At 56.6% G+C, this 20,179-nt stretch carries 21 protein-coding genes; 14 read left to right on the forward strand and 7 right to left on the reverse strand.

Annotation, left to right across the window (positions count from 1 at the left end; all coding sequences use genetic code 11):
* Positions 1–13: 13 nt before the first annotated feature.
* From J1C54_RS07885 to J1C54_RS07900, 4 genes are read right to left on the reverse strand one after another with little or no spacing between them, the layout of a single operon-like run.
* The gene (locus J1C54_RS07885; protein ID WP_229146249.1) at positions 14–1,393 is read right to left on the reverse strand and encodes a hypothetical protein; all 1,380 of its coding nucleotides are present in this window, start codon (positions 1,391–1,393) and stop codon (positions 14–16) included.
* The gene (locus J1C54_RS07890) at positions 1,390–2,532 is read right to left on the reverse strand and encodes a hypothetical protein (RefSeq protein ID WP_229146250.1); all 1,143 of its coding nucleotides are present in this window, start codon (positions 2,530–2,532) and stop codon (positions 1,390–1,392) included. Before J1C54_RS07890 ends, J1C54_RS07885 begins: the two co-directional genes overlap by 4 nt.
* Complete coding sequence (locus J1C54_RS07895; protein ID WP_229146251.1) at positions 2,529–3,350, reverse strand: hypothetical protein; 822 nt, start codon at positions 3,348–3,350, stop codon at positions 2,529–2,531. Before J1C54_RS07895 ends, J1C54_RS07890 begins: the two co-directional genes overlap by 4 nt.
* On the reverse strand, positions 3,350–3,883 hold the full coding sequence (locus J1C54_RS07900; RefSeq protein ID WP_229146252.1) for a hypothetical protein: 534 nt from the start codon (positions 3,881–3,883) through the stop codon (positions 3,350–3,352). The genes J1C54_RS07895 and J1C54_RS07900 overlap by 1 nt, the downstream gene beginning before the upstream one ends.
* Before the next feature lie 73 nt (positions 3,884–3,956).
* On the opposite strand from J1C54_RS07900, the gene J1C54_RS07905 reads away from it, so the two are divergent.
* The 3 genes from J1C54_RS07905 to J1C54_RS07915 are packed head-to-tail and all read left to right on the forward strand — an operon-like array spanning position 3,957 to position 5,399.
* The gene (locus J1C54_RS07905; protein ID WP_229146253.1) at positions 3,957–4,445 is read left to right on the forward strand and encodes a hypothetical protein; all 489 of its coding nucleotides are present in this window, start codon (positions 3,957–3,959) and stop codon (positions 4,443–4,445) included.
* Between the two features lie 7 nt (positions 4,446–4,452).
* Positions 4,453–4,812, forward strand: coding sequence for a hypothetical protein (locus J1C54_RS07910; RefSeq protein WP_229146254.1), 360 nt, complete (start codon positions 4,453–4,455; stop codon positions 4,810–4,812).
* A complete protein-coding gene (locus J1C54_RS07915; RefSeq protein WP_229146255.1) occupies positions 4,809–5,399 on the forward strand; it encodes a hypothetical protein in 591 nt (196 codons plus the stop codon). The genes J1C54_RS07910 and J1C54_RS07915 overlap by 4 nt, the downstream gene beginning before the upstream one ends.
* Here J1C54_RS07915 and J1C54_RS07920 read toward each other — a convergent pair.
* A complete protein-coding gene (locus J1C54_RS07920) occupies positions 5,385–6,206 on the reverse strand; it encodes an endonuclease (protein ID WP_229146256.1) in 822 nt (273 codons plus the stop codon). The two genes, J1C54_RS07915 and J1C54_RS07920, sit on opposite strands and share 15 nt — an antisense overlap.
* Positions 6,207–6,590: 384 nt before the next feature.
* Here J1C54_RS07920 and J1C54_RS07925 point away from each other — a divergent pair, with 384 nt between their 5' ends.
* The 3 genes from J1C54_RS07925 (at position 6,591) to J1C54_RS07935 (ending at position 9,072) form a co-directional block, all read left to right on the forward strand.
* A complete protein-coding gene (locus J1C54_RS07925) occupies positions 6,591–6,890 on the forward strand; it encodes a hypothetical protein (RefSeq protein ID WP_229146257.1) in 300 nt (99 codons plus the stop codon).
* Positions 6,891–6,894: 4 nt separating this feature from the next.
* Complete coding sequence (locus tag J1C54_RS07930; RefSeq protein WP_229146258.1) at positions 6,895–7,782, forward strand: Fic family protein; 888 nt, start codon at positions 6,895–6,897, stop codon at positions 7,780–7,782.
* A gap of 246 nt (positions 7,783–8,028) precedes the next feature.
* Entirely contained in the window at positions 8,029–9,072 is a 1,044-nt protein-coding gene (locus tag J1C54_RS07935) for a hypothetical protein (protein ID WP_229146259.1), read from the forward strand.
* 16 nt (positions 9,073–9,088) lie between these two features.
* Here J1C54_RS07935 and J1C54_RS07940 read toward each other — a convergent pair whose 3' ends face one another.
* Positions 9,089–9,745 (reverse strand): hypothetical protein, encoded by a 657-nt coding sequence (locus J1C54_RS07940; RefSeq protein ID WP_229146260.1) that lies wholly within the window; start codon positions 9,743–9,745, stop codon positions 9,089–9,091.
* 11 nt (positions 9,746–9,756) lie between these two features.
* Positions 9,757–10,611, reverse strand: a complete 855-nt coding sequence (locus tag J1C54_RS07945) for a hypothetical protein (RefSeq protein WP_229146261.1) — start codon at positions 10,609–10,611, stop codon at positions 9,757–9,759.
* A 77-nt stretch (positions 10,612–10,688) separates the two neighbouring features.
* Here J1C54_RS07945 and J1C54_RS07950 point away from each other — a divergent pair, with 77 nt between their 5' ends.
* From J1C54_RS07950 to J1C54_RS07985, 8 genes are all read left to right on the forward strand, one after another.
* Complete coding sequence (locus J1C54_RS07950) at positions 10,689–12,119, forward strand: hypothetical protein (RefSeq protein ID WP_229146262.1); 1,431 nt, start codon at positions 10,689–10,691, stop codon at positions 12,117–12,119.
* Between the two features lie 2 nt (positions 12,120–12,121).
* Positions 12,122–13,282, forward strand: a complete 1,161-nt coding sequence (locus J1C54_RS07955; protein WP_229146263.1) for a hypothetical protein — start codon at positions 12,122–12,124, stop codon at positions 13,280–13,282.
* Positions 13,279–14,493: a hypothetical protein gene (locus tag J1C54_RS07960; RefSeq protein WP_229146264.1), complete on the forward strand. Its 1,215-nt coding sequence runs from the start codon at positions 13,279–13,281 to the stop codon at positions 14,491–14,493. The genes J1C54_RS07955 and J1C54_RS07960 overlap by 4 nt, the downstream gene beginning before the upstream one ends.
* The gene (locus tag J1C54_RS07965; protein WP_229146265.1) at positions 14,490–15,623 is read left to right on the forward strand and encodes a hypothetical protein; all 1,134 of its coding nucleotides are present in this window, start codon (positions 14,490–14,492) and stop codon (positions 15,621–15,623) included. Before J1C54_RS07960 ends, J1C54_RS07965 begins: the two co-directional genes overlap by 4 nt.
* A 109-nt stretch (positions 15,624–15,732) precedes the next feature.
* Positions 15,733–16,686, forward strand: coding sequence for a hypothetical protein (locus J1C54_RS07970; RefSeq protein ID WP_229146266.1), 954 nt, complete (start codon positions 15,733–15,735; stop codon positions 16,684–16,686).
* Positions 16,667–17,740 carry a hypothetical protein gene (locus J1C54_RS07975; RefSeq protein WP_229146267.1) on the forward strand — a complete coding sequence of 358 codons (1,074 nt, stop codon included), beginning with the start codon at positions 16,667–16,669 and terminating at the stop codon, positions 17,738–17,740. Before J1C54_RS07970 ends, J1C54_RS07975 begins: the two co-directional genes overlap by 20 nt.
* On the forward strand, positions 17,737–18,861 hold the full coding sequence (locus J1C54_RS07980) for a hypothetical protein (RefSeq protein WP_229146268.1): 1,125 nt from the start codon (positions 17,737–17,739) through the stop codon (positions 18,859–18,861). Before J1C54_RS07975 ends, J1C54_RS07980 begins: the two co-directional genes overlap by 4 nt.
* Positions 18,848–20,149, forward strand: coding sequence for a hypothetical protein (locus J1C54_RS07985; RefSeq protein WP_229146269.1), 1,302 nt, complete (start codon positions 18,848–18,850; stop codon positions 20,147–20,149). Before J1C54_RS07980 ends, J1C54_RS07985 begins: the two co-directional genes overlap by 14 nt.
* The last annotated feature ends 30 nt before the right edge of the window (positions 20,150–20,179 follow it).

Raw genomic sequence — 20,179 nt, forward strand, 5'->3', positions numbered from 1 at the left:
TCCTCCTAAGACCTTATCTGTTAATTTGTACGGGCTTAACTTCGCTGGCCGTTGCGGCCCATGCGCCTTTCAGTTTTCCAGCATTACTATTTAATTGCTCCGTGAGGGATACGGCTGACAGCATCAGCAGCTCATCATTCTGTTTAACCTGCTCTACAAGAAGATGGTTCTGGAAGGCGAGCATGACAAGCTGCTCTCTCAGAAGTGCTTCCGGCGACATAAGGCTTTCTCTGACTGTCCGCTTCCACTCGGGGTTGGCGTACCTGCGCTCAGCCTCAAAGCGAAGCACATCCATCTCGGAAAGGCCCTCGCCCGCGCTATTGCGCTGCAGCCAATCCTTTATCCAGCCGGTAGGGTCTTTTTCCTCCTGCGCTGCGGCCTGGAGCATCCGTCCGAGCTCAACGCTACGCACCCGAGAGCTCATGACCCGGTTGATTACTGACTCGCTCACATTGGACTTGGCAACAAATTCGGCCTGCGCAGCCTCGTAGAGCTTTCCTTCAGGCGTGTCCGCTGCCTCTGCGGCTAGAGCCCGGGAGGCAAGGATGGTGCCTGTGCGAAGCCGGTTACGAAGCGCCATCGCTGCCTGCTCTTCGTCCTTGCTGTAGCCGCCATTTTTGATAAACGTTGCGGCATTGAGGTCCTCGTTGTTCTCGCCAAACTTAGCTCGTCGCTGGTCTGTTTCTGCAATCAACTTTCTGACTGTCTCGCGATTTTCCATCAGCTCAGTCGCTGAACGGCCAGACATATCACGGGTCATTCTGTCGGTACGATCTTTTGAAGCCACCGCAGCGACGCCCCCTGCGTCATTGACGCAGCTTGCGGCATCCGGCCGCGCAGCAAGTACAACCTCACGATTATGGATGTCCGTCATGGCTCCAGCGATCCTGTCCCCGGTCATGCCGATAGCAGTCGATGTGGTGCTGGCGCCTTGATTCATTGCAGCAAATAGATCGCCACCAAACGCTGACATGATCTTGGTGAGAATCGGTTTCAGCTGGCGGACGGCTCTCTTGATTATAGAGCTGGAGCTGAATGCATGCGCATCCTGTGGCATGAGCATAAGAACAGCGGCAACACCTGCCACGGCTGATACAGGAACACCGTACCGCTTGCTTATCTCCTCCTTCTTCTCATCTGTAAGCTCCCCGGACTCATGGATTTCCTCGGCGATCTTTTCGAACACCTCGTCTTCGGAAAGGCTTTCATTCACATCGGAGTGCTCGCTGCTGCTCGCGTGCGCAGTATCGTCATCTTCTTCCTGGCACTGGCTCTTGATCGCCGGGTCAGAGGGAAGTGCAGCGCGCGTTTCCTCTGCGCCCTCCGCTGCTTCGGAGTCGCGGCCAAAAATGCGGGCGAAGAATGATCTGCGAGAGATATCGTCGTTGCTCATTGTGGGTTCACCTTAGAGTCGCTTGCCTGCCATGATCGCTGGAGATCGCCGGCAGATGTGGCTAAATTCAGTTGATTTGAAACCGCACGAAGCAGGGATGCTCGTTCTCGCTGCTCGTGAAGATGAAATCTAAGATAGGTGTTAAAGGCGAGCGTCAGCGCGACTGAGCGGTTAAGGCTAGTGTCTGAGACGATCAGCCTACGGCGGTTGTTGCCGGCGGGGTGGTAGTGCCTGGCAGCCTCAAAATTCAGCAAGTCAATAAAGCTGGAGGTGCCGTCCGGATTCTGCTGTTTCCAGACCTCCGCCAGATCAGGCGCTTCTTCGCCGAACATTTCTGCAACTTGGCGGGTAGGGAGGCGTACTCTCCGGTTTCGGATATCATCAAGCACGGCGATTGCCATATTCGATGCGCTGGCGATGAATGCCCGCTGAGACTCCAGTGCTTTATCTCCCGCGGCTTCTTGTAGGGCATCATCATCTGATGTCCATGCGCTAAGGCTTGCTGTGGTCGAGGCAAGAAAAGCAGCAGCTGCCTTGGCCTCTTCGTCGGTATATCCGGACCCTTTGACAAAATTGGCGGCCGATAGAGATTCGTCCCCGCCATCCTCAACCGCATTTAATATTGTCTCCGCCACCACCTTGGATCTGCTTTGGCGGCGAGAGTCCAGACTGGCGCTTGCGGCTTGTTGGCCATTGTCGACAGCAGCTTTAGCCACGCGCTGACTCGCCGCGCCAACTATTGCTGGGTATGTGGTGTCTGCGCAAACGGGCTCGGCACTCATGGCTGCGTTAGAGATTCGTTGATTGTGCTCTGCCACCATTGTCTTGCCGATATGATCGCCCATGGCGCCCATGCTCATGTTCATCCTGTCGTTTTCTTCTTTCTTCGACTGTTTGATCATGTCGGTCATCATCTGCATGCCCATTTCCCAGGCGATCGGGAATCCGCCTGTAAAAAATGTGGTGACGGCTTTGAGGATCTTTTTTAGCAGGCGTTTTCTCCAGCTGCTTAGCGCATACGCTGGCGTGGCAGCCACGAGAAAGAACGCCGCTATGCCGCCGCCGAGCAGGCGCCTGCGCTGGCGTCGATACCGTTCTTCGCTGGTGATGTTGTCCTGCTCTTTGCCAGGGTTCTTCATGGCATAGGACCAAGGCCAGGAGGGGAGAAGATGGCGGATTGCTCGGTGCTAGGGTCTTTAGCTATATCCAATGCACCATCGCACTCGGCTTTCCGTTGCGGAGACTGTGCGCTGTAAGCCGCAAGCATTGCCGTGGTTTGAACCACCTGAGAGACAACAATCGGAAGTAGTGCCTGACTTGTCGTGAACGCTTTCGTTAGCGCACTTTCGCAACTAACTTGCTCCCGGATGAGGGATGCACAGTAGATCTTGCTCGACAGGCGAAGCATGCTATTTAGCCGTTCTTTGTCTGAGCAAGTTGCTGTTTGATTCCCTGCGGTCTGTCCCAATGTCTCTGTGGCCGAGATTGCAAGATTCACAATGTGGCCACAGGCCTCCTCGAGTCCAGCCAGAGGGTCTCCGCGGCGCTGCAGGGTGAGGGCGACATCGGCCGTTGCCTCTGCCAGAGCATCTTCGGTCGCCAGCAAGTCTACGTCTTTAGTGTTGAGAGGGAGCTTCCGGCGGCTGGAAATGGCTGGGAGGCCTTCTGCTGCTACAACGGCAGCAATGCCAGCGGCCATTGCGCTTGTTGCCTGGCGAGGATCGGCGCCCGCCCGGGCCTGTAGCGCGGAGGATTTCACTAACGTTGAAAAAACAGCAGAGGCGATAGGGCCGGTGTGTGGGCCTGGGGCTGGCAAAGCGCTAGTTGCCGCTCCAACAATTTCGGTCATCGCATTCTTGATGCCGGCTGGGTCGGCAGCCATAGAGATCGCTACCTGGACGGCCGGGCTCAGCGCCTCTATTGAGGCAATCCAATTCTGCAGTGGCCTGGCAGCCATCAGGATGGCTCCGGGGATGGCGCCGACGTCGGGGCGGAGAATGCTCCGTTGAGTCCTAGCTGGTAACCGGTGGACATATCAACGAGCGTGGGCTCCATGAGGCCCTCGGGGATCTCGTCACCCGGCGTGAGCATTTGGCAGAGGGCCGACCACTGCTGGCGGACGGACGTAAAATCGGCGATACCGTCAGGCTTGGGGTTAGGAAATAGATTGCTCCACAAGTACTGGCAGAACAGAGCGCCAACGCCGGCCGGCGCCGCTGTGTTTGATGGTGCCGGCATGGCAACAGCGAGGGCGCCCGCGTCGTCATAGCCTCTCATTACCCGGAATGGAAAGGCGCGAGTGCCCAGGGAGTACGCAGCAAAGCTATTTACAAGGTAGAGCAGGGCTGGGCCGAGGGGGCCTTCTGCATCGCCGCTTACCAGATTTGCCAGGCTTGCCTCCTGTCCATCGACGAAAGCAACGGGCGGAGAGCCGGCCCCGCCAAAGTGGGCGGAATAGGTCGCGCTGATAATCTCTCCGAAGCTGGCCATGAAGTATTCCTTAAATCCTCTGTATACAGTATATTCTAATGAATGACCAAGGGTTTACAAGATAGCAATGCCTATGAATTTCACAGCAGAGGACCAGTGGCGGGTGGGCCTGTGGGTCTCAATGGCGGCAGCCAAGGGGCTTATTGACGATATGGTCGATTGTTCGATCTATGGCGCTTTCCCTCTTATGTCGATGAACGCCTCGGCTGGTGCTGGGCTGGCGCTAAATACGATTGAGGAGCCTGCCCGCCCGGTGCTGACGTTCCCTCTGGGGCTTGAGTGGCTCGTTTCGCTTCCATGGCGACGCCTTGTGCTGTGTGAGGAGGGATTGTTTCTAGTTGGATTGACCAGCACAGGTGCACCTTTCGGCTTCGGATTGAGGCTCGATCGGGCGGCCAGGGCTGTATTTAATCGGGCACCGGCTGTGGCCGATTTAGGCGTAATGCGCCCAACAAAAAGAAACGAAAAAGTGATATGGGGCTGGAAGGGCAAGCGTGTTCTCACTCTCGAAAACCGAGGGGCTGCGCCGTTAGTGCAGGCTATTGATTCACTAACAGGATGAGATTGCGATGACTGTAAAAGATATTGGTGGCGTGACTGGCTTGATCGGCAAGGAGCCCGCTCGAGCGGCCGGAAAGGCCCTTGAGATGAGGCAGGATAGCCCCGTGGCGCCCGCTAAGATGATCGCTGGGCTGGATATGTTGAAGGGGTCGAGCCTGGACCGTGCAGCGCAGATTCCGCTCGCCCGCGATGCGCTTCCGCATATTACATACATCGCGGCTGGCGGCGGGGTTACTGGTGAGGCGGCTAAGTATGCGACCAAAAAACTTATCGAGGCGCGGACGCCTCGAGCTGAGCGCGAGGATCTGTCTGTCGCGTACGAGCGCTCGGTTGGTGTGATGAACGGACCAGGAGTGCCGCCACAGTGACTGCTTTCGTTAAGCCTGTTCGCGGCGCGTCCTTTTGCTTTGTTGACGGGTCTTGGCCGGATTTCCGATCTCATCTTGCTAAGTCGCTCGATAAGCGGAAAAAGACGCTTTATAACCAGCTTCTAAAGGTCATGGACGGGGAGTCGGTGGAGGAGGAGAAGCTCTACGCCAACCAGGCAAAGGCTTTCGCAGCTGCCATTGCCGTCCTTTCGTGGCATCGACGCCTTGCCTCGGGCAAACGAGGGTCAGCTCACAAGTCTTTGATGAAAATGATTGTCAGGCCTACGCCATCGGCATGGACTACGCTTTCTGTGGACTACGCGCAGGCATCTCTGGTTCGCGACAAAAAGACCGGGATTATCGTGGTTAACAAGCCCGCCGAAAAAGACGGAGACTGTCTGCTTCTCGATGCCTACATCGATGCGCTCAGCGCGGTCCACTTTCACAACTCATCTGGAGGGGCCTTTCTGTTCGAAGGGCGCCAGCTGATCAACGTAGGGTGGCAAAGAGGCCGGAAAAAGTTCGACGTCAGAGCTCTGCTGCGTGAGCCTTATAGGTTGATTCGCGCTCCCTCAGTTGCTCGCTGAGGTAGCGCATCCCCGAGCGACGTAGGGGTTTCGATTCCCTTGTACGGCCTCGATCCTAGTGTCAATAAGGCACTCAACGTCCGAAACAGGGTCTTCCTGATCCCATCGTTTTAGCATGCTGATCATGTCATCAGGAATTAAGACCCGATGAGTGGTCATCATGTAAAAATGGACCCTCGCCACATCACCCCTTACGGTCAGGGGCGGCTCTACAACCTGATCGTAGACCTCGAAGTCGCACTGGCCAAAATGTCTCGGCTCTCCACGTACAATACCAAATCGATAGTTGCTCCGTTTTAGATTGACGTAGCCGATCGCTGGCCGCAGGTTATGAAGGTCAAACGCGGCTTTTTGAAAGTCGGGATCGTTGGATTCACAATAATCGCGCCCAGACTCCCAGCATGACCGCCCCGCGCCGATCCAGGAGGCCGGGACAATGTGCTCAGCCTCCGTCCGCCAGCTTCGCTGCCCCATGCTGCTGTCGGTGTATTGGCATCCGGCGAGATCTGGCTGGCGGGATTCATACTTGCAACCGCAGTAAAACGTACGCGGCGAGACCTCCCATATCCGGTACATCTTGGTTTTGGCGTCCGTCCATGTGTTTGGGTATCTGACATGCTGGCGGATGGGTGGCGTTGGCTTCCAGTTGGGCAGAGACTCGGATGTCTCGCGCTGTACTTGCCGTATCAGCTCTTTGATGGCATCAACCGGGGTGAGTCGGTGTCCTGTAACGGCGGCCGTGATCTGCATCAGAAACAGTGAAAGAGCGACAGCGATGAGGACTCCAATCCAGACATTGCGATTCATGTTGTGCCTTTTTTATCCCGTAGTATGTACTATATAATAGACAAAATAGATGCTGTCTGGAAGAATGAAAGATATCCACAGAATCGGTGGAAAACCTTGTGGACAACTGCTCTGGGAGTCGGAGCTGCAAGCCAAACACAGAATGGGTGATTTATGATCAGTGCCGTCCAAGAACCCCAAGTCGTGATATACAAGCTCGACCCCCGGGATGCCATTACGGTAGATCCGGCGGCCAATCTACTCCATCAGGACCCGGAGTGCCCGGCGGCTGCGGGTGCGCGATGGCCTCTGATGAAAGATACTCTGCCGGATATCGCGGTAATGGAAGGCCCTCATTGGTGCCCCGCCTGCTCCGGCCGGCACCGCTCGGTGTAAGGAGGTGTTATGAAGAAGGCCCAGATCGACATTCTTACTGGCGGTAACGCGGCATTGATTCCGTCGGTCGAGGCAATCGCTGCCATGCCTCCGGTGCCAGGGGAGCAGGTTATCCCTGTTGCGGAGGCTGACGCACATCTGCGCCTAGCCGGCGTCAAGAAGACGCCAGAGGACAAGATTGTCGACACCATGGCCGATCTAGGCTGGAGCGGACCTCAAATGGAGGCGCTGCTTAAGCTCAGATTCCCTGAGTCTTTCCGGGCTAATCTCGGTGATGAGATTGGCGACATCGGGTCATTGTCCGAGTAGCCCCATGACGATAGACGTCGCATCACGCAAAAGAGAGTTACTTCAGCGGGTCAGGTCCCGCGTTCAGCGTGGAGTGCCAGAGGGGAATCTGGACCTGGCCCATCTCAAATCTATTCATCAGCACATCTTTGACGGGGTTTACTCCGACGCCGGGGAGACCCGAAAGGAACCAGGTAGTTTCAAGGGGCATCCGTCGGTCCCTGCCGAGGGCCTGGAAAAAGCGCTGCAGAAACGGCTTCGCCGGCTTCGCGACGCTGGGTATCTCGAAGGGACTCGAAATAAAGATGAGCTGATTAACGAGGTGGCAGATCTATACGTCGACCTCAATGGCGCAGCGCCATTTCGCATGGGTGGGACGCTGGCCACCAGCTTATTTATTCGCGGTGTCGCGTTACGTCTTGGCGTGGACGTTGACCTGACCCATGTAAACCAGGCGCAACTGGACTTTGCTATTTCTCAGGCTCTCGCAGGCCGCAAGGATGGCATCAGGGATCTTATCTCGCAGAGCGCCACGACAGCAGATTGGGTGAATACAGCCCCCCCGTCGGTTGCAGGGCCTCAGGCCGGCGCTGATGATATTCGAGCGGAACCAATGCTGGCGGCTCGGCACGGTGCTTTCCAGAGCGATGATGCGAGAACAGCGGCGATCACCTTGGCGGCGATGGTAAAGGTCATACTCTCTGAGATTGGTGCTGACGACGCGCCTAAGAAGGATAAGCAGGCCCTGTTCGAGTCTCTAAAGGCTGATGCTGCTCAGCTGGTGAAATACCCGGATGTGCTTCGCGAAAGGATCATCCTCTTGGCTGAAGACGCCAAGATGGTTCGAAAGAAAAACGTCGCGCCCAAGTATGACGGTGGCATCGAATTTACATTGGGCCACCCCAAAATCTAACGCCCAGGTGAATCTCCCTTTTCCCGCCTACTGAACATCCCTACTGAAAATAACCATAATGTGGCCATTTGGCCAAGTTATGGTATTTCGGTGGCCACATTATGGTATTCCAGCAGATATTCGCCAAATAATGGTGTTTCGGTGCGTAAAAATGCGCTCGATCATGGGATATTGCCAGTTCGGAATTAATGTAGAATATGCCGCATGTACGGCCATTTGGGTCAGGCATCACTGAGGTGGTAGCAGATGAAAGCCAAGAATAGTCGCGGCTCTTTTCGAAAATGGGAAGGCGAGGATGACCGCACCCTTATTCATCATATCCAGAGCGTGACAATGCCTGCCGCGGCAGCCAAAGAAATGCACCGCAGCCGAGAAGACGTTTTCCTTCGAACCATGGAAATGGGATTGAGGCTTCGCGGCTGGCGGGATCTTTCGCCTGGGATAGTTGCCGCCGCCGCATCGAGCAAGCCGATCGCCGAAAGGCTTGCGGTTATTTGTGATGCGGAGCAAGACGCTTACGGGTCGCTTGAATTTCTCGCTCAATTTCTCCGCGTCAGTGAAGAGGATCTGAGTGGTTTTGCATCCCAGATTGATAAAACTGAAGATTTTAGCGAGAAGCAGGGCAAAGCGCTGTTGAAGATGGCAAAGACTGGGAAGTTTGCCAACTTGAAAGCGTTGGCAGATGAATGGGGCAGATCGTTCGTAGATGTTGTAACCAAGGCGAATGCCCTGTCAGTTGCCTTGGAGGCTCGAGGCGGCTGGTCGAAGGCTGCGGTGGCGGCAATGCTGGCCGGTAATGAAATGACTCATCAACAGTTCGCCTATAAATACAAGGTAAGCGAGAAAGAAGTGCGTGTTCGTGATGCGGTTCTTCATCGCCTGAAGATCCGGCCAGCGATGGACCGCAATTTTGGATTCGGCGTGCAGAGCCGGGAGTCCGTCCGGCGGCACATGGAAACTCTGGACGAATGGTCTGGCAGGCTGGAGGAGGAGCGGGATGCGCACTTTTCCCAGAAGCTCAAGGAAATCGGGCCGATGTTCGGCATCGTAGATGCTGCCGACGTTTTGGGAGTTGATGCGCGCTACGCTAAGGCGCTGTGGAGCAAGATGCAGGAAAAGGGGGAAGTGAACCCTATCAAGGCAATTCGACAGCCAGATCCTATTAGTCAGCCTGAGATTGACGCTGTGAAAAGCATGGTTAAGGACAACCAGTCAACTGCGGCCATAGCCAAGCTGCTGCGTAGAGATGTGGCTTGGATGGATGAGTGGCTCAAGGCTAACCCGTTATAGGGCGGATACTCAGGGATCACGGTGAGAAGCTGGCATCACTCGCAGGGCTATCATCGTGAATCCTGGCTTGCTTGCGAGCCAGCAGGTCATCTTTCAATCGATTGATTTCAGACTGCAGGCCGTGACGTCGAAGGTCATCGAGCGTGTTGCCCATCAGCTGCCACCGGTCACCATTCAAAGCGTGCACCTGGAAGTTCAGCTCATCCGATTCCTCAGATGACTCGAATACGGTGACGCGGAATGTTTTGCCACGATGTTCGATTTCCTGTTCCAGCCGAATCGGTTTCCACCAGTTATGCTTGTCGCTGAGGTGATCGATTCTGTCGCGCATGTCGTTGAGTGATAGCACGCACAGCTCCCCCATGACAGCGTCCGCTCCATCCGCCGGGGTGACGGCAGGATCCGGGCGTGCAACCACGGCAAGCCGCCAGGCGCCGTTGCAATCTGTCAGGCACAAAAAATGATCCCGCTGCCAGGCGCCCTGGGGGAAATGCTTACTCGCTTCCCTGAGTGTGACCGCCTTGCCCATCAGGCAATCAATGTCGGATTCGCCGGTATGAAACGGATCCCGGGCGTCGAGCTTCTCCTTCATCTCGATAATGAGCTGCTCGATCTGGTCAAGGCCCAGCGTATCAAGGCAAACGGCGATTCTGGATTCTGGGCGGTCGGTCATGGATGTCACCATTATTCGGCGTGGATGAGGACGGTGCCGATCGCGCGCTGGCTCGCGATGTAGTCACGTTCAACCTGCCTGGCCAGGCCCGGATCAGACTTGACGCGCAGGACAGCCTCTTTGGTGAGCGGATTGTAGGTGGCGATTCGAGGGCCGCCAGAGGAAACAATCAGCTTGACCAGAAGCAGTGGTAGCCGGGTAGCGAACCGGGAGGTAGGTGCCAGGCGAGCGATATCCCAATAGCGCGGCTCGGACAGCCGGCCGGCTGGCTCCCCTCGATCTTTGTTCAGCACCGAAGGTGGGACGGAGAACACAAGCGTTTGCAGGACCGTGTGGCGCTTGTCGAGCCTGGCCGCGCCTGCAACTGCAGCTGTGATTTCGCCAATGACCACCCACTTGGGATATTGCAGGGCTGCCGAGAACAGAACCGGTTTCGCCGGCGGCAAATTCTCGTACATGGTCAGGCCCAGCTGCGCACCGGTAACAATCACCGTGGCGACACCTTCATCCAGATCCTCGAACACCAGGTGGGAATAATGCGGCCCCAACACGGTAGTCAGCTGCTGGCGGTCATAGGCGGTAGCGTCAAGATGATGCGAGTGGGTGGCGGGCTCCCAGGAGATCGCATCACCAAAGGCGTGATGCAGGGCCGGACCGATCTCTTTTGAGTATCCCTTCCATAACCGAGCATGCCGGCCACGAATACCCCGTCGCTCGCCGGTTGCGCGCGAAATCACGCAAATGCGGCTGCCACCCGGGAGGCCGAGCTCCATGCTCAGAGTCCTGAGCGCCTGAGGCAAGGCCTTGCCAGCCCCAGAGAATCGGTCGAAAGCCCTGATTGGCAGGATGTCGCGATGGGTGTCCATGGCCATTCCGTTGTCTAAGTCCCGTGTAGAGTATATCATACGGGATATAAGGTAAAAGCCACCGTTAGGAGCCGCCCATGTCTGAGAAAGAAAATCCCCTGCTGCCCGCCCATCTGGCTACCGCAGATGTGATCCCGCTGATTATTCCGCTGACAGTGTCCTCCGGCGGCCAAGTGTTGAGCGCGCTCACCGGTGCGCCCGTAGCGGTGGGCAAGAGAGGCATGCTTGAGGATTTCGAAGGACTGCTGCCCACCAATGCCTGCATGTTGACCGCTGAAATCGGCACGCTGGTATTGGTGCCGCGGTCGAAGATCCTTGATGCCGAAGATCACACCAAATCAGGCACCAGCAAGCTGGCGGAAGGCTCCTTCCAGATCAAGGCGTCCGAGGGGACGATTATCGCTACCGCCCGGCCGCTGGCGGAGCTGTTTGCCGACCTGATGATGCAGGGTTACACCGACACCATTACCATCCCCAAGGCCGAAAAGGTCATTACCATGGGCGATTCGCCGGTGTATAGCGTGCCGGCGGCCATCCGAACAGACAATGGCGGACCGCACAGCATCAGTATCGAGTGCGCAGCCGTTGGGAAGGCGCTGGTCGACCTTGAGGCGCTGGCTGAAGGCGCTGGCGCGGCTATCGGCGGCGTGCCGGCGCAAGTCAAAGGAGCCGGGCACATCAAGGTTGGAGCCCAGTGCTCGCTGACCGTGATCCCCACCGATAATGAGCGTGCACAGGTAGATCTGCAGGAGTCTGCCCAGGTAGAAGGCTCCGCCCTCATGGTGTCATCCAAGGACAAGGGCGTTGTCCGCGGCACCGACGTGTCCTGCTTCGGCGCCGACGGCGTCAGCGTTACCGCTACTGAGCAATGCCGCGTCATCCATGGTCGCGACGGGGTGGTCGATGCCGATGTGCCTGGCGCAGTGGTGTCAGGCCTGAGTGGCACTCACACGCTTGGTGCTGGCGCTGTCTCCACGCTGGTATCTGGCGAGCAGGTTGCCGGGTCCGAGTCTGTGCAGGTGATCGAGCAGGGAACCCAGAAGGGCGGCCAGCATGCCGTCCAAATCGGCAAACGTGGTGTCGTCGTGCAGGAGGCCAGCCATTACGCGGTGCAGGACGCCGGTGATCAGGCTCGCCAGACTGCCGGGCATTTCGCAGTAATGCGGGCCGGCAACCAGGCCGTCCAACGAGCCGGGGATGACTGCCACTTGGTGGCCATGGAGTTTGCCAAGCAGACCGCCGGCAATCGGGCGACTCTGATGGCAGGCCAGGGGTCCACTCAAACCGCCGGGGATGACTGCATCTGCACCCAGCGAGGCCCTGGTGGCACCGTAACGCTCGGCAACCGGTCAGTGTTTTCCCTGCGTGGGGATGACGGCCAGCTGCTGTACACCCTTACCGCAGGGGGCGACTTCGAGGTGGGGGTTGCCATGGCTGTCACCTCATCAGGCCTGGTGCCCGCCCATGAGGCCGGGGAAAGCCCTGTGTTGGTGGAAGGCCAGATTTAGCCATGGCCGGCAATGGCCGGAGTCCTGTTGAGCAGATCAAGGCGCTGCAATCAGAGGGCACCAATCCGACGTTAGCGTTTATTGATTCGCCGGTAATGGGCGACGATATCCACGTCAATCTGGATCTTTTTCATAATGAGACAGTCAGGCTCGGTTTGCGTGGCAACCAATGGGTGCCGCGCATGCCTGAAAGCGTCCTCATGTCCAATGAGTTCTTCCTGATTCTGCAGATCGACCCGGCCAAGATTCCTGGGTTCGAAGGAGATATAAACAACGCAGTCCCGCCCGCTCTATATCTTGACCGCCGCTCGGAGGAGATCAAGTTAAAGGCACGAGACTGGGTCTATGGTGCTTATTTTGAGAATGTCGAACTCGCGATCACAGCAGCAGCAGTGCGATTGTTAGGTGGGGACAGGTCCACCCAGCTTGCGAAGGCTGTATTGCACGGGGAAGACAGGATTTCTATTGATGTTTCTGATCGGCTACGGCAGCAAGTCAGGTACTTGAACTCTGCGCTGGCACCGGTCAGGGCAAAATGGCTGGCGGATCGTGTTCAACAGTGGATGGATGCTGGCGGACAGGATGTTCATCCTACGGTCGACGTAAAGGCGGCAGAGTGGAAGACAGGCAGCGAATACGTGTTAAACACCTGCGTTGGGGCGGTGCCGGTCATCGCGCGAACGCATGACGCAATAAAGTGCTGCTACGACAGCGCGTCAAGGATTGAGTGGCACAAGAAGCCATCACAACCGTTCTTTGACATTGATGTCCCCATGACGGTTGCCGAGGTTGGCCATGTTGATGGAGGTCATCAGTATCTTGTGGGCGCCTCCACTGTTACTGGCGAAGACGCGCAGCGACTGATAATCGGGCGCCACGCAGAAATTCTCTGGGACGAGCTCAGGTCACTGCTCGATGGCACCTATCAGTTAGCGCCATACCTCGCTGAGGGGAGGGACCAGCTAATTAAGGGGGTACATAACCGGGTTCAGCGGTGTATAGCCATGATCAGGACTGGGCTGATGGCAAATGGCACTGCCCGAGAATACACCATCCCTGAAAATGAGCGCCGAGGCTTGCCTGACGTTGAATCCTGGCTGACTGCTGCTGCTGAACAAATCCGTGATCAGGCAAAGCCGATGCCGGCAGGGGGCTGTCTGTGACGGATATCGAGCTGACAGCCATGCAAATTCGGGATCTGGTTGTGCATCGCGACAAAATCGCCTCGGCAATTTTTTTCGAGCCAGAACCGCCGGATAAATGGCTCCCGAAATATTCCTTCGAACATACCAAGAAGTTGTCTCCGATAGTCCTGTATAGGCGCCATACAGAGGTTCAGCCATCTGCACTTGTTGATGTCCTGGGTAGTTGCGAAGCGGGATGCATTGGTGTGTTTGATATCCAGAAGGTGCTTCCCGAGCGAACCGGCATGAAAGGGCCGGTCTACATCTACATCGAAAAGCCGTTTCGCTCGACATTTAGACCCGGCGAAAGATCTTCTTCAATGACATGGGTGTTGGCCCGTAACACTCGTGAAATTACTGATGCCGTTTCAGAGCGTCTGAAATTTTCGACAAGCAGAATGGCGCAGCCGCTCGACCGCCTGCTGTGGGGAACGAATGAAATTTTCGACCCTGCCGGAATGGAGGCGGGAGAGGCTATGTCGACGAAGTTACTCGCCTCGCTCGATTATCACAAAAACATGCGAAATGCGCTGGTCGCCAAGTGGCTGCGCCAACAGGTTGTGGATTGGGCTGTGGATGTCGCCTCTGGCAGGCCAGGTTCCAATCATGCTCATCTTTTTTCGAGGATTGATTCAAGGGGTGGCTATCCCGCCGAATCAGTTCGGCAGACGTTATTTGGTCCGGTTGTCTTTTCACATGCGGGAAGCGAGATCACCTCGGGCGATCGGTCAGCCGTAGCCATTAAGATTGATCTGGCAAAGGGTGATGTGGGAGCCATCTATCGGGTTGCCATGACCAAAACTCTCGATGAGAGGTCATGCAAAAGCCCGTTCCGGAATGAAGCCTCCTATGCAGAGCTGTCCAGTCCATGGGATGCCATTGATCTATACAGTGATGCCTGCGCGAGAGTGGCGTGGCAGGAATGGAAAGCATTCCTTGACCTCACAATGCTGGCGATCAGCATCGAGAACGCATTCGGCCGAGCGTCTCTTCCACGCTCCCCATTGAGAAAAGTAATAGACGCCGCCAACTCAATGCTTCTGAGGCTTGGGCTTGGAGAGGGAGATTTGATTCAGGCAAGCCAAGTCCAGGCGATATTCGATGCGTCGAAGCGAGTCCCTATTGACGATCTTCCTGGGCGTAGGCCAGCCGAGCAGGATATGAAAAATGACCCGGTGGTGGCGCCATGAGCAGCTTTATGGAGTCCACTGGCGTTGATCTTGATGCCCCGGCGGGTGAGATTCGGTGGGCGGGGCTCACCTGGCGTACTTTCAAAAGCGGCATCATGGAGAGCCAGCCCGTATCTGAGCTGGAAGGCGTGCAGCAGTTTCCCCGGGTGTTTCGTCGCACCGGGCCAGACCGGTATCACGCAGCGTGGCTAGACCCCTCTCTTGGCCGAGAGAGAGTGATGTACGTGTATATGGCCGCTGGGAGATGGGTGGCCTTCCCTCAGGATGAGGACAAAATGGATTTCGAGCAGCACGCCATCTGTCACGCTGAGCCACTTCTAAGGCGAGAGGGCTTTCAATATCTTCAGGACACCCTTCGGGCGATCCGGAACTACTACATTGGCCACGAATACTACGAGTCCATGGCGGAAGCGGAAACCAGATCGGAGATCGCCTGGATTTACAACGAGAACCGTTTTCACAGAACGTTGATGGATGCGGTTTTGCAGGCTATAGATGATGCCCTGTACTCCAGGGATGCGCGCGCCAGATACCAGAATCTGCCTGCAATGATCCCGGGGCAGACACATCGCGATACATGCCTTGAGAGCCCATGGCAATCAGATGAGCTGGTACAGATACCCATCGGAGCGCAATCATGGACTGCACCGGCTTATATCGTCGATATGGGGTTCAAACTACCCTCCTCGCCGGACAAAAAATCGCTTGGCGCGATTACGCTCAGCCCTAAAACGGCAAGCATTGAAATTCAGTCGTTTCATCCAGATTCTGAATGCGTAGCGATTAGCGTGTGTCCTCTGAATATCGAAGACACAGAGCGGCTCATCCCCGCGATGACGGCAAGGGCGATGTCTTCGCTGGTCGGAATGCTGGCGGATCAGACGGACACATTGCGGGCGTATGGTGAGGCCATGGCGGGTGTGATTCGACAGGTATATGGCCAGGAAAAAACATCCATCTATCAGTGGTGGATCGAAGAGCAGATTGCCGCCACAAGAAAAAGTGCTGCGGACCGGCTGGCGGACCTGTCTGTAGAGCTCGGCATTCCCTGGCAAGCCAAGCTGCTCGGCGCGGCGACGATGCCAGAGCGCGATATGGGGGATGATTATCATGTCAATCCTGTGCCATGAGGCTCAGTCCGCTGAGGCCATATCCAGGCGGGCCGGCCTTCAATTACTGCTAACCAGAACCGGGCTGCTGGACAAACCTTTCGAGGAGATGCGAAAGATCTGCCCGAGCATGAAGGTTGCCTTCTCGAATCCAGGCATGAAGGTGGCGGTGGTACAGACGCAAGAACTGGCGGCCAAGCTAGAACCCCCTGTTGTCGTTGCTGCGCAAGAAATCTGGATTGGGTATTTGCAAAGGGAAGGGGTCGAGGCGTCAGCCATTGGAACAGTGTTTATAGCGTCCTCTCAAAATGAACTCGGTGTCGTACTGAAAAACGTTGTCACAGGGACTCGTAACAACTATGAAGTCGGCGCCATTATGGGGGCCAATGCGCGCAGGCGTGCTGCGCTTTATCTCTTCGAAAACAAGGCCGCCATGGCGGATTCTTATCAAAGAGATTCGATCATGCTGGGCGCCTCTCGTGCGGTTGTCGAGGCTATTGAGGGATGGCATTCCGGGGCGGGTTCCAGGCTTGACGCAATGGTTTCAGAGGCGGTGTCCAGAAAGGCGGCCCAGTGGGATGTGCCTTATCCAACTCTGTTCGGATGTGTCCATGCGAAGCAGGTAATGAGGGAGGGCGAATGCCGGCAGGGTATGCCGGCCAAGGATTTGAGGGCAAAAATAACCAGAAATGAAGCAGACACGCTCTGGGTGTGCGATATCAAGGCTCCGGCCACCAATGGAGCGCCTGGCTGGCAAACGGAGATGGTGCATGTTGCGGACCATCGTGCTGCCTTGGAAGTCAAAGCGACCGGGCAGGCCATGGCGCTGTGGCTGGATATTCGGATCGGATTTGAGATGTTTCATTGGGTTGCCGAGGCTATCGGGCCTGATGACATTCGCAGTGGAGCGCTTGTGATGGCAGGGATTACTGCCGGCATTCGTGGTGCCGCGGCGCTTTCAGGTCGCGCAATGTCAGTATGGGACGCCAGTGGCATTGCTATGGAAATTACGAAACGTAATCGGGACAAGTCTAACGCCGAGAGAAGTGAAGAGGACAATCACAGTGCCAGCAGCAAGCCATAAGCAAGGACCATCGGAGGCCGCCTCCAGGCAGGAGGAGACCCAGGCGCTTTTGCGCGCTGCCGGGCTGGATGGAGCCCCTTTCGCGTTGCTGGAAAAAAAATGCTCATCGATGAATGTCGCGTTTTCCAACCCAGGAATGAAGGTGGTGGCCATCGATAAAGGCGAGTTGGAGGCCAAGGCGCGACGTCGATCCTCTGCCGGAGGAGGCGAGGTATGGTTCGCCTACATGGGCAACAGAGTAGACCCTGGCTCGGCATCTGAGAAGATGAGTAGCAGCCTCAGCAGGCAAGACATGGCCCTCAGAATCCATGACCTTTTGATTAAAGACACGATCGCCGCGGATGCCGGCAAGAAAATCGGCAATGCCGCCAAAAAGCGCCGCAGTCTTGCGCTGACCGAAGGTCGGGCCACTCTCGCGGAGAGCTACATGCGAGATTCGTTTAATGCGGCCGCCGGGCGGGCTGTCATGGAATCTGTCAGGGCGTGGTGGCAGGGCGGCATGCCAAGGCTGGATGAGCTGACGGCAAGATTGGAAAATGATGATGCGCATGACGACTGTTATCCCGGTTTGTTCGGCGATGTTCCGTTTGAGAGATCGTTTCGTTCGAGCAACAGTTTTCCAGAGCCTCCGGAATTTATTTTCGGGAGCGAGCCAACGTGGTCGACAGAGGATAATGAGGCGTGGGTCAAAGTTATGACCCCTGATGCTGAGGGACTAGGCGGATGGCAGAGCGTAAGCGTGGTGACCAACGATCTCAGGTCCGCGCTTGAGATTGATGCAATGTCAAAGGCGATTAACCTTTGGGCACGCATTCGCGTAGGGTTCGAGATGGTTCGATGGGTGGCTCAGACAATCGGCTACACAGACCCGCGCAGCGCCAAACTGGTTTCCGCGGCCATAAAGGATGCCGTCCTGGGCGCCGCCGCCATAACGGGCGCGTCGATGTCGAAGCGGATGGCCTCAGAAATTAGCGCAGATATTGTCAGCCAGCATTGGCAGCAATCGGCCCGGAGTGACGACGAGAACATTGCTTCTGCAGGAGTGATGCCATGAGCTGGGCGGATATCAAAACACCGGCAAATCCGGATTGGCCGACTAGGATTATGGTGGGCGAGTGCGAGTGGGAGCATCGATACAACGGCACCTACATTGCCAGATCGAAAGAAGATATGTTCCAGCCGCCGGATCTTTTCCCTCTCAAGGGAGGAGGGTTCTACGCTGCAGTGCTGAAAAGTACCGATGGGGCCAAGCAAGCTATGAAGGTCAGCCGGATGAGCGATGGCATCTGGGTGGCGCAGCCGCTAGTCAAAGATGGCACGTTTGATAAAGATTTAGCAGAAAATATCATCGGCATGAAAACGATGAGGATTCAGGAGGTCTTTCAGGAGATATATGCCGGGACTCGGTATGCCAGGCAAAACCTGAATCGACTCGACACGCGCGAAGGCATCAGGCTGGTTGCTGCGACAAAATTAATCGCCCTAGATGTCACGGAACAGCTTGCCAGGTATGGCCTGCAGATGATGACCGAGCCAGCCTCAGCCAAAGCCGAACAAGGCGTGGTTATTCGGCATATATACGGCGGCACCGTCACCCAAAGCGCCCTGGACAATGAGCTCTGCGAGGTGGTGCATCTGGGCAGGAGCATACCCTGCCGGGTGGACACAGGGCTCACATACGCGGAAAACAGACTGGCCTTGCTTGGCCGTCGTCGGTATCTGGTAGAGATCAGGGATGGCGTGGTGATAACGAAGGCCACCGCAATCGGCTCTGCCGTTGAAAAATTTCGCGCAGTGAATCCGGCGGACGTGGGGTCATTGTTTCTGGCTATCTTCTCATCGAGCATTGCCGCTGTGATTGATGAACTTGCTACTCAAGATCAGGATCTCAAGAGCTTTTATGCAGCAGTCGCCTGGCTGCAGGAACAGGGAGTAGATCTTGATCTGGCGCTCATCGCACTGGAAGAGGCCCGTGACAGCTGGAACAGGCGAGTGGCGGAGGATGTGTATAACCACACAGTGAACATAGCCTTCAACCTGGGCCTGTCGGACCGAACTGACGAGATCGAGCCCCTTCCGGTATTCGCACCGCTGCGAGCAATGGCCGGCATTGATGCGACAGTGTCGCAGCCAGAGTCGTCGGCCCTGCCAGGGGGTGGGAATGTCGCGCCATAACAGTGCTGAGCTGCGGTCTGCTCTCGACACGATGGCAGAGCTGAGGTCTGTTCTCGACGCGATGGGCGAGAGAGTTTTTGAAACGGGCGCCGTCCGCCTTGAGGATCGAGATGGGGGGCGGGTGTGGATGCTTGAGTGGGATGACAGACCGCGCGCCCTGATGTCTCGCAATGTCATGGTCTATCACGATGCTGGGTCCTCCACCGCTCAAGGGCTATCACTCCGTGGCGTTCGCTCCACCGATAGGAACCGGTGGGTGGTGCTGGAATCAGACGGGCACGCCGATCAGTTTGAGATGGTCATATTCGACAGCCTCGAGGCGGCTGCCGGCTATTATGCCCGGTGCCTGCTGGAGGTCGAGGTTGAGCCGCTCATGCCGCGACCTTACTGGAATCAGATATTGGATGAAGCCCCGATCGCGCTAATCCCACGGGACACCCCGGTGCTGGCGGAGATGATTTTGACTGGAATTTACGAGACGGTGCAGATCCAGAGCCTGCTCGCTAGTCGGCTTCGAAAAAACGTTGATTGGCTCGGTGCCGCGATCGGCGCCGGGCACATGAAGGATTACGTTTCGATAGCGGGAGAGAGCGGTGTCAAAGGCACGCCGGTGTTCGGCCGGGAGCTTGCTGCGTTGGAGGAATGTTGCGAATTGTTCGATGGGACCGGTATCCGCAAGCTGCTTTGGCATGGTGGTGTGATCGACTGCAAAGTTTGCGAAACCAGCATGATTGACCAGGCTCAGGAGTTTTTTAGGATGGACCTACCTGAGGGGCGCCCACTTCGTGGCCCTGGGTCATTCAAGTTATGGGTCGCCGGCGCGGAGTTGGAGATATATCAGCGAACTGTGCCGGGCGGAGTGCTTTCGTCTGCGTGCCGCAGCACCAACGAACTCGGCGAGTTCGATAGCCGCACCATGAACCTCGTGGCGAGTGCTGATCAGAATACCGGGCTGCTGAGGTGCCTCCAGTCCTTCCCCGTTTCTGTTCTCGAACAGTACGAGAAGAGCCTGCAGTCCATGGCCTTCGGCATCAGCCGCGCCGATCAGGGTGGGCCTGTTGGCTCGGTGATGGCGGCTGCGATAGAAGATCAAACCCGTCGGGCGGTAGACATCATATTGACCGGCAACACTGAAGATATGCGCACAGAAATGCGCGCTGCGCTGGGCTCGCTGGATGCAACATGCCCGGGCTGGCGGAGCCGGCTGAAAGAAGCCGTTAATCTGGCATTTCATGTAGAGGTATCGCCGGCGCCTGAGTGGACGCAACACCAGGATATGGTACAGTGATTCACATAACCGATAGTCGGAACCTTAGGA

Source organism: Alcanivorax sp. 1008 (assembly GCF_020667895.1).
In the GTDB taxonomy this organism is placed as follows: Bacteria; Pseudomonadota; Gammaproteobacteria; order Pseudomonadales; family Alcanivoracaceae; genus PGZG01.

What these genes read in the sequence shown, in the direction of transcription:
- J1C54_RS07980 (WP_229146268.1), top strand. Translation starts at nt 17,737, where the DNA reads ATGAGCTGGGCGGATATCAAAACACCGGCAAATCCGGATTGGCCGACT.
- J1C54_RS07905 (WP_229146253.1), top strand. Translation starts at nt 3,957, where the DNA reads ATGAATTTCACAGCAGAGGACCAGTGGCGGGTGGGCCTGTGGGTCTCA.
- J1C54_RS07925 (WP_229146257.1), top strand. Translation starts at nt 6,591, where the DNA reads ATGAAGAAGGCCCAGATCGACATTCTTACTGGCGGTAACGCGGCATTG.
- J1C54_RS07885 (WP_229146249.1), bottom strand. Translation starts at nt 1,393, where the DNA reads ATGAGCAACGACGATATCTCTCGCAGATCATTCTTCGCCCGCATTTTT.
- J1C54_RS07965 (WP_229146265.1), top strand. Translation starts at nt 14,490, where the DNA reads ATGAGCAGCTTTATGGAGTCCACTGGCGTTGATCTTGATGCCCCGGCG.
- J1C54_RS07910 (WP_229146254.1), top strand. Translation starts at nt 4,453, where the DNA reads ATGACTGTAAAAGATATTGGTGGCGTGACTGGCTTGATCGGCAAGGAG.
- J1C54_RS07950 (WP_229146262.1), top strand. Translation starts at nt 10,689, where the DNA reads ATGTCTGAGAAAGAAAATCCCCTGCTGCCCGCCCATCTGGCTACCGCA.
- J1C54_RS07935 (WP_229146259.1), top strand. Translation starts at nt 8,029, where the DNA reads ATGAAAGCCAAGAATAGTCGCGGCTCTTTTCGAAAATGGGAAGGCGAG.
- J1C54_RS07945 (WP_229146261.1), bottom strand. Translation starts at nt 10,611, where the DNA reads ATGGACACCCATCGCGACATCCTGCCAATCAGGGCTTTCGACCGATTC.
- J1C54_RS07930 (WP_229146258.1), top strand. Translation starts at nt 6,895, where the DNA reads ATGACGATAGACGTCGCATCACGCAAAAGAGAGTTACTTCAGCGGGTC.
- J1C54_RS07920 (WP_229146256.1), bottom strand. Translation starts at nt 6,206, where the DNA reads ATGAATCGCAATGTCTGGATTGGAGTCCTCATCGCTGTCGCTCTTTCA.
- J1C54_RS07890 (WP_229146250.1), bottom strand. Translation starts at nt 2,532, where the DNA reads ATGAAGAACCCTGGCAAAGAGCAGGACAACATCACCAGCGAAGAACGG.
- J1C54_RS07970 (WP_229146266.1), top strand. Translation starts at nt 15,733, where the DNA reads ATGAAGGTTGCCTTCTCGAATCCAGGCATGAAGGTGGCGGTGGTACAG.
- J1C54_RS07895 (WP_229146251.1), bottom strand. Translation starts at nt 3,350, where the DNA reads ATGGCTGCCAGGCCACTGCAGAATTGGATTGCCTCAATAGAGGCGCTG.
- J1C54_RS07900 (WP_229146252.1), bottom strand. Translation starts at nt 3,883, where the DNA reads ATGGCCAGCTTCGGAGAGATTATCAGCGCGACCTATTCCGCCCACTTT.
- J1C54_RS07940 (WP_229146260.1), bottom strand. Translation starts at nt 9,745, where the DNA reads ATGACCGACCGCCCAGAATCCAGAATCGCCGTTTGCCTTGATACGCTG.
- J1C54_RS07985 (WP_229146269.1), top strand. Translation starts at nt 18,848, where the DNA reads ATGTCGCGCCATAACAGTGCTGAGCTGCGGTCTGCTCTCGACACGATG.
- J1C54_RS07955 (WP_229146263.1), top strand. Translation starts at nt 12,122, where the DNA reads ATGGCCGGCAATGGCCGGAGTCCTGTTGAGCAGATCAAGGCGCTGCAA.